Below are 12139 nucleotides of genomic sequence, written 5' to 3' on the forward strand. Positions count from 1 at the left end.
AGTATGAATATTATCTTTTTAATTCACTAATAAATTTATCTAATTCTTTTTTTATAATTAAGTATATAAATACTTTACTCTTTCCAAAACTGTTCTAACAGAATAACGATCATAGTACCTACGAGTAGTCCGTTACTTAACACATATTGTAAGGAAGAAGGAATGCCGCTAAATGCGCTTTCTGGAAGAAACATTATTCCTAAACTGATTAATAATGTAATTCCTAATATAGTTAATCGGCGTTGATTTAATTCTTCACGTAAAATTGAGTGAAATGAAATGCCTATTACTTGGAAAAATGTTGCTAAAAGTGCAGCATTAGCAATAGGGCCTGGAAGCAAGGATATAAAGCTTACAATTGAGGGAATAAAAGAAATTCCTGCTAATATAAGACTTGCTATAAGGAACGACTTCACTTTTCTTTGTCCTGTTAGTTGAATAAATCCTGCTGATGCAGGTAATGGTACAATTCCAATTGTAGAGAACAACGACGAGATAATATGTGATATACCTCCGACCCATACACCACGGTTCAGTGTTTGCCTTTCATTTTCTTTAGATAACGGAGCCACTTGTTTTACAGCTGAAACAGCAGCAATCGTATTTGCGACTAAAAGAAATGTAAATAAAGTTGCAGTTAGAGTCATTCCAATATCGAATCTAGGCATGCCCCAAGCGAATATCTGTGGTAACTTAACTAGCGGTGTGTATGAAGGCACATGAGAAGACTTTCCTAATAAAGCATACAAAAGCCAACCAAATGAAATGCTAAGTAACACAGCGTAACTTTTCATCCATCCTTTCCCTTTTATTGATAAGAAGGTAATCATGGCAAAAACAAAGAGTGCAATAGTAGATGTTGTATAATCAGGATGAGTTGCAGCCCCTTGTAACCCCATCATTCCTTTTAGTAACACACCACTAAGTTGAAGTGCTAAGATTAAAAGAAAAGTTCCTGTAACCAAAGGTGTAAATAAACGTAGAATTCGATGTACAAGACCTGTTATACCAATAACGAAGAGTAATATACCTGCAATAATTAACCCGCCTTCTAAAAGCTGCAACACGTCTTTTGCACTTTGTCCCTGATACATAGCTACTTGTCCCAGTATGACAAATATACTTACCCATGAACCGGCTGGACCATCCGCAATGGGATAGTTATGCCCAACCAAAGCTTGTATAAATGAACTTACTCCAACGACTAAAAAAGTGCGCTGCATTAATGTTGAAATATCTTCTATTGATAAATGGAATATTCCACCAATAATGATAGGCAATGCAATTGCATTTGCTAATAGAAAAACAAACCACTGTAGAATATTAAAGCTCGTATTAAAGTATTTTTTATTCATATTATTCTCCTTTACCGAAAAAGAATCTCATAGTAAAAATCCATCCTTTCTATACAGTTAGATTAAAAAGGATGGATTTTGTAACTCTATAAAATTATTTTAATTATATAGATAGATTTTTAATTAATTACCATGTACGAAACGGTAAGAATTTCCCGTTAAGTGTAATAACGATACGAGGATCGCCACCTTTTGGATCTTCTTGTGTATCCACACCTAGATTGAAGTTAATTGCACTCATTACACCTTCGCCAGCTTTTTCTAAGATTAATTCTCTAAGAGTTGGTGCGTATTGTAACATCATTTCATATAATCGATATAAGATTGGGTCAGTAGGAGGCATTTGCATTACTTGACCTCTAAGTGGAACTACTGTTAATGCCTGAACTACTTCTTCATCTAATTCTAATAGTTTACCGATTTTTTCTGCCTCCGGACGTGTCATTGTAGCTTGTCCTAATAATGCTGTTACAACCCAAGTCTCAGAGTTTTCACTTACTTTTGAAATTTCTTCCCATGTTAAACCTTTTGCGATTTTTGCTTCCATAATTTTTTGCGTAGCTTCTTGTCTATTCATATCTAATAACTTCCCTTCATTTAAGTAATAATTAATGTTTCATACCATTTAATGTTTTATATCCGTCGACTACTAAATCTAATTTACCTGTGTGAGGATCAATAACTAAACCATGTACAGGAACATCTTTTGGAATAAGTGGATGATTTCTTACTAAATCAACATTAGCTTGAGTCGAATCGCAGACATCATCGAATCCAAATAACCATTTTTCAAGGTCAACACCAGCATATTTAATTGCTGATAGAATTTCTGGTGAAGCTACTCCACGATCTAATATTTTTTGAAGTGTTCCTTTTGGATTAGTTTGGCTTGCACCACATCTATGGTGTCCGATAAGAAAGATTTCATCTGCATTTAGATCATATACTGATGCTACAACACTTTGCATAATGCTATCGAAAGGAGAAGCAATTTTACCACCTGCATTTCTGATAACTTTTGCATCACCATCGTGTATATCTAAAGCTTTTGGAAGTAGCTCAATTAAACGAGCATCCATGCAAGAAACAACAACCATACGTTTTTTAGGCATTTTCGTCGCTTCACGAGGAGCGTATTCCTTATTTTCTACAAATTGTTCATTGAACGATAGAATTTCTTGTAATAACATATTTGTAACCTCCTTTAAATCTAGATGTATTTTTTTGTTGTGTCCTCTATGTTATAAGTGAATATACCTGATAAATAATGTGATGTAAGAGGATAAACTAAGTATAGTGAATTGTATCGATAAGCAGAATAAGTTGGCGAAACACTTTCTGGCTTTCTACTTTCACGGTGAAAGGATTGGTTTATATCATTGATCAAACAGATTTTGAGATACTGAAATTATTAGGAGAAAACTCAAGAATACAATGGAAAGAACTTGGTCAGAAAATACATATGACGGGGCAGGCTGTAGGAAATCGAATTCGGAGATTAGAGGATTTAGGAATTATTGAACAATATACAATCGCAATAAACCGAATCAAATTAGGACAAGTAGTGACTGCATTTGTTACTTTGTTCGTAACAACAGCTAATCATCAAGAGTTTATGAATTTCTTTCAAGGAGAAGAAGGAATTTCTGAAGTACACCGTATAAGTGGTGAGGGATGTTATTTATTAAAAACACATTTTGCTTCCAATGAAGAATTAGATAACTTTCTAGGACGATTATTAAAGTACGGGAACTATCGTGTTAATCTATCAATAGGAAAGTTGAAATAAGGTTTCTTTTCTTTGGAGGTTATAGTAACTTTATTTGCTGTTTTGTGGAAAACTTATAAGCTAATGATTAACTTAGTGGTATTGTAGACTGAAAATCATAACTTGCCGGAGAGGCGGGGGATGGTTTTTTGTTTGTAGATTTTTAAGTTAGAACTAGAAGTTTTAAGGATATGTTGATGAGGTATGTAATGTTAACTTAATGATTCATCTAATCGCAAGTTTACTTAGACGAATCATTAAGTAACAAAAAATCTTGGTATTTTCATGCATTGCTATCTGTGTTTAGTGATAGCTTTTGTTGTTCGTTTAATCTTTCAGGTGTCACGTCATTTCCTACAGGATTTAATATTTTTAATCCTGTAACAGTGGTGTTGATTTGACCACGAATAATTTGAAGGTATTCCTCGCGTAATGCTTTACGCCCATGTAATTCTGTTTTTGTTAAACCTGCTTCTTTTTGTTTGTTAGCTAGTTCATTAATTCGATTTAAAACTTCAAGCATTGTTTTCTCAGCCTTTCTTTTTTGCAAGTAGTCGATAAGGTTGTAGTTTTGCGTCAGGATTATAATTGATATCGTCATAGTTTCATTAATAGAGTTTATCGTACTTTTATTCTAAAAGTACGATAAACACGGTGATTAAAACTCGCCATTCCAAGAAGTTACTTCATCTACAGTTAATCGAACTGTTGGGAATCCTGGTTCTTTTGCGTTACCTAGTGCAATCATTAAAACGTCAGTTAAGTTTTCTGGAACGTTAAATGCTTTGCGGAATTCTTCAACGTTATAGCCAAGCATTGGAACTGTATCATATCCTCTCGCTTTTGCAGCAAGCATCAATTGCATAGCTAACAAACCACCATCAAGCATTTGCCATTCTCTTTTTCCTTGGTCACTGACAGGTGCATAAAACTCACGAATACTGTTGTTTAGTCTGTTTTTAATTTCTTCTGTCATGAATCCAGCAGCTACTGCACGCTCATTCACCTTATTGATATGTTCGAATTCGTGAGCATTATTTTCGCTTAAAATTACGATCATAGCAGATGCTTCTAACACCTGTGGTTAATTTAAAGCGATTGGATGAAGCTTTTCTTTTAAATCTTGATCTGTGATTACCATGAAACGCCATGGGTTTAAGTTGGAACTACTTGGTGCTAACATTGCTTCTTCTAAAAGTTCTTTAATCTCTTTATTAGAGATTATAACTGAAGGATCATAGGAGCGAACGGAACGACGCTCACGAATCACATCATAGAAATTTGCAGTACGATTTTCTTTTTTCATTTTTAAATACCTCCACTAAGTTGCTTACATGCATCATTATGGTATAGTACAGGTACTATGAAAAGTACGCACTTTTTCGTGATATAGACACCATCTCGTGACATAGGCACGAGAAAGTGCCTATAAAAATGCAGAAGGAGTTCGGTATGAAAAAAGAGTATAACAATAGAATTGAAGTCGTTTTGGATGTGATCGGGGGTAAGTGGAAATCCCACATTTTATATCATTTAACAAGTGGACCGACGAGAACGGGTGAGTTAAAACGATTGGTAACTGGTATTACGCAAAAAATGCTTACCGAACAATTGAAAGAGCTTGAAAAGGATGGGCTCGTATCTAGAAAAGTATACAATCAAGTACCGCCGAAAGTGGAATACTCCCTTACAGAACAGGGACAATCATTAAAACAAGGTTTAAAAGTACTTTGTGATTGGGGCAGCGATTATCTTGAGCATAAATATCCTAATGGTGAAGTGATAGTGAAAGAGGACGATCACATATGATTTAACACTTCTGTAAGTATAATTTTGCTATAATAAATACGTACTTATACGAAGGGGAGTTTAATGTGAAAATGAAATCATTTAATATCGATCATTTTATCGCGAGTGTTTTACAGTGGATATTAAATATAGCTCTAATTATATTGTCCATTGTCTTATCGATCTTTTTAATTAACGAGACAATCACATTTATTCAATACATATTTTCAGCGAAGAAGTATACGTCCTATAAATTAGTTGAAAGCATCATTGTCTACTTCTTATACTTTGAGTTTATCGCATTAATTATTAAGTATTTCAAATCGAATTATCATTTCCCGTTACGTTATTTTATTTATATTGGAATTACGGCATTAATTCGATTAATTATCGTATCTCATGAGAAACCGATGGAGACGTTATTATATGCGGGATCCATTCTTGTTTTAGTTATTGCTTTATACATATCGAATATGAGAGATTTGAGAAAAGAGTAGTAGTGCAGGCGTAGCTTGCACTACTTTTTATGTCTTGACCTTCAAGTTACTTGAAAGTTTACAATGAAAATAGGGCGTTTGAAATTGAAAAAAATTGAGAAATTAAGTGAAGAGGTTTCTTTTACTTGGAGGTTATAGCAATGAGTCAGGAATTGAAGTTACGTCCTTTAGAACGGGAAGATTTAAAGTTTGTACACGAACTTAATAATAATGCACATATTATGTCGTATTGGTTTGAAGAGCCGTATGAAGCTTTTGTAGAACTACAGGATTTATATGATAAACATATCCATGATCAAAGTGAACGCCGTTTTATCCTGGAGAAAGATAATGAGATGGTTGGATTAGTCGAGTTAGTGGAAATCGATTATATTCATCGAAGAACTGAATTCCAAATTATTATTGATCCGAATTATCAAGGACATGGTTATGCAGCGGAAGCGACGCGTTTAGCGATGGATTACGCTTTTTCTGTATTAAATATGCATAAACTTTATTTAGTGGTGGATAAGGAAAATGAAAAAGCAGTACATGTTTATAAAAAAGTTGGATTTATGGTAGAAGGTGAACTTCTCGACGAGTTTTTCGTGGATGGTAACTATCATAATGCGATAAGAATGTGTATGTTTCAGAAGGAATATTTTGAAAGCAAGTAGTTGAATGATTTGGAAGTAATGTTGACGCTTCGTAAAACTGTATGCTAAAATCCCTTTTAAGTATTAAGGAAGGTGCAGAACATGCTTTATATAAAATTTGTAAAACTCATTAGAAAACTTTGCTCCGCACAAATGTATACGGTGAAGCGTTGTACGGAGCTTAATCAAGGGGCATAAATCCCCTATATTCATCGGCTGAATAACTTTTCGAAAAAAGTATAGTTTACCTATGCTTGTTTCGTTATGGTTTTTCAGCTGATGTATAAAATAGATTAAGGGCCATAGACAATGCTTTGTCTATGGCCCTTTGTGTATATTATTCCAATGAGCTTTTACTGTAAATTGGAGTAGTATGGGAAAAACCACGAAGCAGAGGGCTAGTGTCGAATGACGCTATCTCTCTGCTTTTTTTAATTTCAGGAAAAGAGGAATAAAAATGAGTTTACTTAAAGTTGAAAGTTTATCACATAGTTTTATAGATAAAGCATTATACGAAAATGCTTCTTTTGATTTACATAAAGGAGAACATATGGGGATTGTTGGGCAGAATGGTGCAGGAAAAAGCACATTAATGAAAATATTGGTGGGGGAAATTATTTCTGATAAGGGGAGCATTAAGTGGCAACCTAATATTCAAATTGGACATCTTGATCAATATGCAGAAATTGATGGGAGCTATACCATTGCACAATATGTAAAGCGAGCCTTTTATGATTTGTTTGAAATGGAAAAGAGAATGAATACGTTATATGAAGAAAGTGCGATGACTGGAGATGAGAATCAACTATTGAAAGCAGCTGAAATACAAGAGCAGCTTGAGGCTCGTGATTTTTATTCAGTAGACAGCGTAATAAATAAGGTGGCAGCCGGTTTAGGTATTGACGCTATTGGGATGGATTGTGTTATTGGTGAATTAAGCGGAGGACAACGGGCAAAGGTGATTTTAGCAAAGCTTTTATTAGAAGAGCCTAATATTTTATTACTAGATGAACCGACAAACTTTCTTGATAAAGAGCATGTTGAATGGCTTGCTAATTATTTAATGAATTTTGGAGGGGCGTTTATTGTAGTATCACATGATTTTGATTTTCTAGAAAAAGTAACTTCTTGCATATGTGATGTAGAGTTTGGAACGGTGAAGAAGTATTACGGCAAATACTCAGATTTTGTAAGACAAAAGGAGCATTTACGAAAAGATTATATTCGCCAATATGATGCACAGCAAAAGAAAATTGAAAAAACGGAAGAGTATATTCGTAGAAACATTGCTGGAGTGAATTCCAAAATAGCACAAGGACGTAGAAAGCAGTTGCAGCGTATGGAAAGAATTGCGCCGCCAAGTTTTACTCATAAACCGTCTATTCATTTTCAGGAACTTCCTATTTCTGTTCAGACAGTTCTTGAAGTAAATAACCTTGAAGTTGGTTACGATTTTGCTCTTTTACCAAAATTGAATTTTTCAGTAATGGGTGGGCAAAAAATTGTTATTACAGGGTTCAATGGAGTAGGGAAATCTACTTTATTAAAAACAATCATGGGTATTATTTCTAGTATTTCTGGAGAATTTCATTTTTCAGAGCAAATAAAGATGGGATATTATGAGCAAGATTTAAATTGGAGTAATGATTCTTTAACGCCGCTTCAAATTATTGCGGAACGATTTCCAAAACTGAATACGAAGGAAATACGTCATCATTTAGCTGCATGTGGTGTGAAGGATACTCATGTTTCACAAGAAATTCGTACGTTGAGTGGTGGTGAACAATCAAAGGTTAAATTATGCGGATTATTATTAGCACCTTGTAATTTCTTAATCTTAGATGAACCGACAAATCACCTAGATGCAGAAGCGAAGGAAGCTTTGCAAAAGGCGTTAATACAGTTTAAGGGGAGCGTTATACTCGTATCTCACGAAGCAAGTTTTTATCTTGATTGGGCAGATAGTATTTTTAATATAGAGACAGGATTAGTTAAGGGGGTGTGAAACATATGAGTAGCAATGATTGGAAAAAGAAAATTATTATATTTTTGACCGCTCAAACTATTTCGTTGTTCGGTTCCTCTCTCGTGCAATACGCGATTATATGGTATATCACCTTAACAACATCGTCAGGGTTAATGTTGACCATTTCAACCGTTTGTGGTTTCCTACCACAAATTGCGATATCTTTGTTTGCAGGTGTTTGGATTGATCGTTATGACCGTAAAAAGATGATTATGTTATCGGACGGGGTTATAGCAATTGCTACGTTAGTTTTGGCAGTTTTATTTTTTACAGGATATAAAAGTATTTGGTTACTTTTTATCGTACTACTCATTCGTTCAGCTGGGACAGGGGTACAAACGCCAGCTGTGAATGCGTTAATCCCGCAAATCGTTCCGAAAGATTATCTTATGAAAGTAAATGGGATAAATAGCAGTATTACATCTTTAATTATGTTTCTTTCTCCAGCAGCAAGTGCTGCAATTCTTTCTATTGCTAGCATTGAAACAACATTTTTTATTGATGTTATTACGGCTATGATTGGAATTAGTATTATGTTTATCATTCAAGTGGAGAGATATGTGAATGTAGAGAGTACGCAAAAATCTAATCTACAAGGCATTAAAGAAGGATTTGCTTATTTAAAAGAAAATAAATTTATTAAAAGGCTACTTGTTTTATTAATTATGGTCATGATTCTAATAAGTCCAGCTGCTTTTTTAACACCTTTAATGGTAACTCGTTCTTTCGGTGCAGAAATGTGGAGACTTACTGCTAGTGAGATGACTTTTAGCGCGGGGGCAGCAGCTGGTGGCGTATTAATTGCGGCATGGGGTGGTTTCCGTAATCGTATGCATACAACAGCGCTAGCTTGTGCGTTGTATGGACTGCTTATGATTGGAATAGGGATTGCACCAATATTTATTATGTATTTAGTATTTAATTTTTTAATTGGTATAACAATGCCGTGCTTCAATACACCAGTTACCGTATTATTGCAGGAGAAAGTAGAACCTTCTATGCACGGGCGGATGTTTAGTGTTGTACAAATCGCTAATTCATGCGCGCTTCCTTTAGGAATGATCATATTTGGCCCATTGGCTGATATGTTTAGTGTAGAAATTTTGTTGATCTATGCTGGGATATTCGTGCTATTGTGTGCGATTTATGTTGTAGTAAGTAAGAGATTTGAAGTGTAAATATTTGTTTTTGAAAAGGTTTGTAAGGCAATTTAAGGTGCCTTAACAAACCTTTTTTCGTTTTGGTCAATAATTATTTATTGTTTTACGATAAATAATTATTGACCATTAATGTTATTTTGAGTAATATGATGTTAACTAATCAAAAGATTATACGAATAGAGGAGAATATAAGATGAAGAAAAAATACTTACTAGCTTCTAGTCCAATATTTTTGGGAGTGTTATGCATCATCATGTTTAATATAATTGGTTCTGAAGTGAAACCAGATGGAACTTTAGTGGAGCCATTTTTCTTAATTCCGTTAGCATATTTATTTACTTTTACTGGAATTGTTTTGGTTTTGTGCGTGGCTCTTTTCTCGGTGCTTCGAAAAAAGACAGTATGACAAAACACTCACTATGAAATAGAAACATACTATATGGAAGAAAAATAATAAGTGAGCTGAATCATGATGAATCATTATTTTTATAGTGGTAGACAAGTGGGAGCAGCTATTACGCTGGCAGGAGCGCAAGGGACTATGCATGCTGTGTATCAGGCTATTCAAATGCAGCAGCAACAAGCACAAGTAGCGCAAATGATGCAAAGTCAGTATATGCCGTATGCGCAGCCGCCTATGCAAATTGTACATTACGATGTGCATCCAGCAGGTTTATTTTCCATTCCATATGGTGGGACATATTTCTTATGAAAGAAAGCGACTGATCAGAGTCGCTTTCTTTTTTATATTCCGCCTAGCTTCATTCCAAGGAATGCGAAGAGGAGACCAATTATGTAAGTAGCACTTAAATATAGAAATAGTATGCCAAGGTTTTTACGATTGAAGAGCTGAATGGACTCTAGCTTAAATGTCGAAAATGTAGTGAACGCTCCCATAAATCCAGTACCTAATAATAATTGCCAACTTGTAGTGACTCCGTTACCAATTATATATCCGAGTAAAAATGCTCCTGTTATATTAATGAGAAACGTAGCAATTGGAAATGAAGTTTTATTCCTTTTTTTAAACCAATTGCTAATTGCAAATCGTGTAATAGCACCGAAAAATCCTCCTGTTGCTACTAATAAAGCTCCTATCATAAGTGATCACCTTCCGTAAGATGTTTCTTAATTAAGAAATCACCTAGTGTAAAGCCAAGTCCAGACATAATGAGGCCACCAAGTATGCTGCATGATACATATAAGAAGGCTATGCTCCACTCAGAATGATTGATCAATTGAATAGTCTCTACACTAAATGTTGAAAACGTCGTAAAGGAACCAATGAATCCAGTCCCAATGCCTGTGATAATCTCTGACGGCAAGATGTTTCGCCGAGCTATATAGGTAGTTAGCCACGCTAATAAGAAGCAGCCGGCTAAGTTAATAAGTAATGTAGCTAATGGAAATGAATGATGCCAAAATGTATGAATAGTAAGTCCTAAATAATAACGAGAGAGGGCTCCTAATATACCGGCAATGCCAACGATAATATAAATCAATTTTCTCACCTCTTTAAATAGCTTGCTCAAAAAAATAGACTCCTACCAGTAGTTATACTGGTAGGAGTCATTAGCTAAGCAGCGTTTATGGCGAACTCCATCGCCTATAATTATTACATATAGTGTACTAAACATTGCGTTGGATTTCCAGTGAAGGAGTTGGGGCATTTTGTACTTTTGATAATTTAAGAGCAAGAATTATTACTTATAAACTAAATATAGTGATATAGGGTTTTCAATGTGATAAAATATTTCGTATGTCTGTCATTCAGTTTTAGTTAACTGAAAATAAAGAAAAATAAGTTGGGTGTTTTAGAAAAGAGGCGTTTATTTGAAGAAATTATTAAAAATAGTACTTATATGTATTTTAGTAGGGGTGGGAGTTGTAGGTGGTTTTTTAGGGTATATGACACTTACTAAAGAACAGCCTGCTGATGTTGTAAGTTTGAAGGTGGAAAATAATAAAGAGCGCGTATTAGCGACAGGAAATGAATTTAAAGTTACAACATTTAATATTGGATATGGTGGATTAGATAAGGACCAAGACTTCTTTATGGACGGAGGAAAGGGTTCTGGTTCTAGTAGTAAAGAACAGACTGAAGTGAACTTAAAGAATATGCTTTCGTTTTTACAAAATGAGAATAGTGATTTTGCATTATTACAAGAAGTTGATATAAAATCACTGCGATCTTTTGATGTGAATGGGCATGAATTTTTGAAAAAAGGATTATCTGATTATGCTTCGTCGTTCGGAAAGAACTATGACACAAAATGGGTCCCTGTACCAATTACAAGTCCAATGGGATATGCGGAGGCCGGGTTAAGTACGTTTTCTAAATATACAGTTCAAACAGCGAAGAGATTCCAGCTTCCTGGAATGGAACCTTGGCCAAAGCGTTTATTCGATTTAGATCGAGCGATTGTTGAACATACAATCCCTGTTAATAATGGAAAGTATGTTAGACTTGTAAACTTACATTTGTCTGCGTACGATGAAGGCGGAAAAATTAGAAAGCAGCAAGTAGAGTATTTAAAAGAATATATGAACAAGCATTATAAAAATGGTGATTACGTAATAATGGGCGGAGATTGGAATCAATTGCTTTCTGACGTTCAATTAAGTGATCCGAAGTTTGTGAAAGAGCGTCCTGAGTGGTTAGTAGAGTTACCGAAGGACTTTACTGATGGAGGCTTTAAGTGGGCTGTAGATCCGTCTGTTATGACGGTGAGAGATGATGTGAAGAAGTATGTAGAAGGTGAAAACTTTGTCACGATTATTGATGGCTTTATCGTTTCACCAAATGTGGAAATTGTAAATGTACAAGGGAAAGATTTAAAGTTTGAAAATAGCGATCATAACCCAGTAAGTGCGGTATTTAAGCTGAAGTAATTAAGTGCAGAAGGTGGG

15 protein-coding genes, 1 pseudogene and 1 riboswitch are annotated in these 12139 nt (G+C 34.7%); of the genes and pseudogenes, 9 read left to right on the forward strand and 7 right to left on the reverse strand.

Going from position 1 to position 12139, the window contains the following annotated elements:
- Positions 1-74: 74 nt before the first annotated feature.
- The 3 genes from DN392_RS09940 to DN392_RS09950 form a co-directional block, all read right to left on the reverse strand.
- On the reverse strand, positions 75-1355 hold the full coding sequence (locus tag DN392_RS09940; protein WP_064449610.1) for a purine/pyrimidine permease: 1281 nt from the start codon (positions 1353-1355) through the stop codon (positions 75-77).
- Between the two features lie 127 nt (positions 1356-1482).
- Entirely contained in the window at positions 1483-1932 is a 450-nt protein-coding gene (cynS, locus tag DN392_RS09945; protein ID WP_001081567.1) for a cyanase, read from the reverse strand.
- Between the two features lie 31 nt (positions 1933-1963).
- A complete protein-coding gene (locus DN392_RS09950; protein ID WP_064449611.1) occupies positions 1964-2545 on the reverse strand; it encodes a beta-class carbonic anhydrase in 582 nt (193 codons plus the stop codon).
- A gap of 167 nt (positions 2546-2712) precedes the next feature.
- Between DN392_RS09950 and DN392_RS09955 the strand changes: the two genes are divergently transcribed.
- Positions 2713-3144, forward strand: a complete 432-nt coding sequence (locus DN392_RS09955; RefSeq protein ID WP_002096214.1) for an Lrp/AsnC family transcriptional regulator — start codon at positions 2713-2715, stop codon at positions 3142-3144.
- A gap of 262 nt (positions 3145-3406) precedes the next feature.
- On the opposite strand, the gene DN392_RS09960 is transcribed toward DN392_RS09955, so the two are convergent.
- Positions 3407-3646: a DUF896 domain-containing protein gene (locus tag DN392_RS09960; protein WP_064449612.1), complete on the reverse strand. Its 240-nt coding sequence runs from the start codon at positions 3644-3646 to the stop codon at positions 3407-3409.
- 135 nt (positions 3647-3781) lie between these two features.
- Positions 3782-4429, reverse strand: a pseudogene (locus DN392_RS09965) (nitroreductase family protein).
- 146 nt (positions 4430-4575) lie between these two features.
- Here DN392_RS09965 and DN392_RS09970 point away from each other — a divergent pair.
- The 7 genes from DN392_RS09970 (at position 4576) to DN392_RS10000 (ending at position 9941) form a co-directional block, all read left to right on the forward strand.
- A complete protein-coding gene (locus DN392_RS09970; RefSeq protein WP_064449613.1) occupies positions 4576-4932 on the forward strand; it encodes a winged helix-turn-helix transcriptional regulator in 357 nt (118 codons plus the stop codon).
- Positions 4933-5003: 71 nt separating this feature from the next.
- Complete coding sequence (gene psiE, locus DN392_RS09975) at positions 5004-5408, forward strand: phosphate-starvation-inducible protein PsiE (protein ID WP_016085619.1); 405 nt, start codon at positions 5004-5006, stop codon at positions 5406-5408.
- 140 nt (positions 5409-5548) lie between these two features.
- Positions 5549-6064, forward strand: coding sequence for a spermidine N1-acetyltransferase (gene speG, locus DN392_RS09980; protein ID WP_016085620.1), 516 nt, complete (start codon positions 5549-5551; stop codon positions 6062-6064).
- Between the two features lie 436 nt (positions 6065-6500).
- Complete coding sequence (locus DN392_RS09985) at positions 6501-8048, forward strand: ABC-F family ATP-binding cassette domain-containing protein (RefSeq protein WP_064449614.1); 1548 nt, start codon at positions 6501-6503, stop codon at positions 8046-8048.
- 5 nt (positions 8049-8053) lie between these two features.
- Positions 8054-9247 (forward strand): MFS transporter, encoded by a 1194-nt coding sequence (locus DN392_RS09990; protein ID WP_048566647.1) that lies wholly within the window; start codon positions 8054-8056, stop codon positions 9245-9247.
- A gap of 175 nt (positions 9248-9422) precedes the next feature.
- Positions 9423-9635: a DUF3955 domain-containing protein gene (locus DN392_RS09995; protein ID WP_016085623.1), complete on the forward strand. Its 213-nt coding sequence runs from the start codon at positions 9423-9425 to the stop codon at positions 9633-9635.
- A 63-nt stretch (positions 9636-9698) separates the two neighbouring features.
- Positions 9699-9941, forward strand: a complete 243-nt coding sequence (locus tag DN392_RS10000; protein ID WP_000980972.1) for a DUF3947 family protein — start codon at positions 9699-9701, stop codon at positions 9939-9941.
- 32 nt (positions 9942-9973) lie between these two features.
- Here DN392_RS10000 and crcB (DN392_RS10005) read toward each other — a convergent pair whose 3' ends face one another.
- A complete protein-coding gene (crcB, locus tag DN392_RS10005; RefSeq protein ID WP_064449615.1) occupies positions 9974-10330 on the reverse strand; it encodes a fluoride efflux transporter CrcB in 357 nt (118 codons plus the stop codon).
- A complete protein-coding gene (gene crcB / locus DN392_RS10010; RefSeq protein WP_016135987.1) occupies positions 10327-10731 on the reverse strand; it encodes a fluoride efflux transporter CrcB in 405 nt (134 codons plus the stop codon). Before crcB (DN392_RS10010) ends, crcB (DN392_RS10005) begins: the two co-directional genes overlap by 4 nt.
- A gap of 54 nt (positions 10732-10785) precedes the next feature.
- Positions 10786-10845, reverse strand: a riboswitch (Fluoride riboswitch).
- Positions 10846-11062: 217 nt separating this feature from the next.
- Between crcB (DN392_RS10010) and DN392_RS10015 the strand changes: the two genes are divergently transcribed.
- Positions 11063-12121, forward strand: a complete 1059-nt coding sequence (locus tag DN392_RS10015; RefSeq protein ID WP_088321301.1) for an endonuclease/exonuclease/phosphatase family protein — start codon at positions 11063-11065, stop codon at positions 12119-12121.
- Positions 12122-12139 lie beyond the last annotated feature (18 nt).

Source organism: Bacillus sp. BB51/4 (assembly GCF_008368845.1).
Lineage (GTDB): Bacteria > Bacillota > Bacilli > Bacillales > Bacillaceae_G > Bacillus_A > Bacillus_A wiedmannii.

Excerpts from the sequence above, each read along its gene's own strand:
- DN392_RS09990 (WP_048566647.1), top strand. The coding sequence starts at position 8,054 with ATGAGTAGCAATGATTGGAAAAAGAAAATTATTATATTTTTGACCGCT.
- crcB (WP_064449615.1), bottom strand. The coding sequence starts at position 10,330 with ATGATAGGAGCTTTATTAGTAGCAACAGGAGGATTTTTCGGTGCTATT.
- speG (WP_016085620.1), top strand. The coding sequence starts at position 5,549 with ATGAGTCAGGAATTGAAGTTACGTCCTTTAGAACGGGAAGATTTAAAG.
- DN392_RS10000 (WP_000980972.1), top strand. The coding sequence starts at position 9,699 with ATGATGAATCATTATTTTTATAGTGGTAGACAAGTGGGAGCAGCTATT.
- DN392_RS09970 (WP_064449613.1), top strand. The coding sequence starts at position 4,576 with ATGAAAAAAGAGTATAACAATAGAATTGAAGTCGTTTTGGATGTGATC.
- DN392_RS09950 (WP_064449611.1), bottom strand. The coding sequence starts at position 2,545 with ATGTTATTACAAGAAATTCTATCGTTCAATGAACAATTTGTAGAAAAT.
- DN392_RS09940 (WP_064449610.1), bottom strand. The coding sequence starts at position 1,355 with ATGAATAAAAAATACTTTAATACGAGCTTTAATATTCTACAGTGGTTT.
- DN392_RS09995 (WP_016085623.1), top strand. The coding sequence starts at position 9,423 with ATGAAGAAAAAATACTTACTAGCTTCTAGTCCAATATTTTTGGGAGTG.
- DN392_RS09960 (WP_064449612.1), bottom strand. The coding sequence starts at position 3,646 with ATGCTTGAAGTTTTAAATCGAATTAATGAACTAGCTAACAAACAAAAA.
- psiE (WP_016085619.1), top strand. The coding sequence starts at position 5,004 with ATGAAATCATTTAATATCGATCATTTTATCGCGAGTGTTTTACAGTGG.
- DN392_RS09985 (WP_064449614.1), top strand. The coding sequence starts at position 6,501 with ATGAGTTTACTTAAAGTTGAAAGTTTATCACATAGTTTTATAGATAAA.
- cynS (WP_001081567.1), bottom strand. The coding sequence starts at position 1,932 with ATGAATAGACAAGAAGCTACGCAAAAAATTATGGAAGCAAAAATCGCA.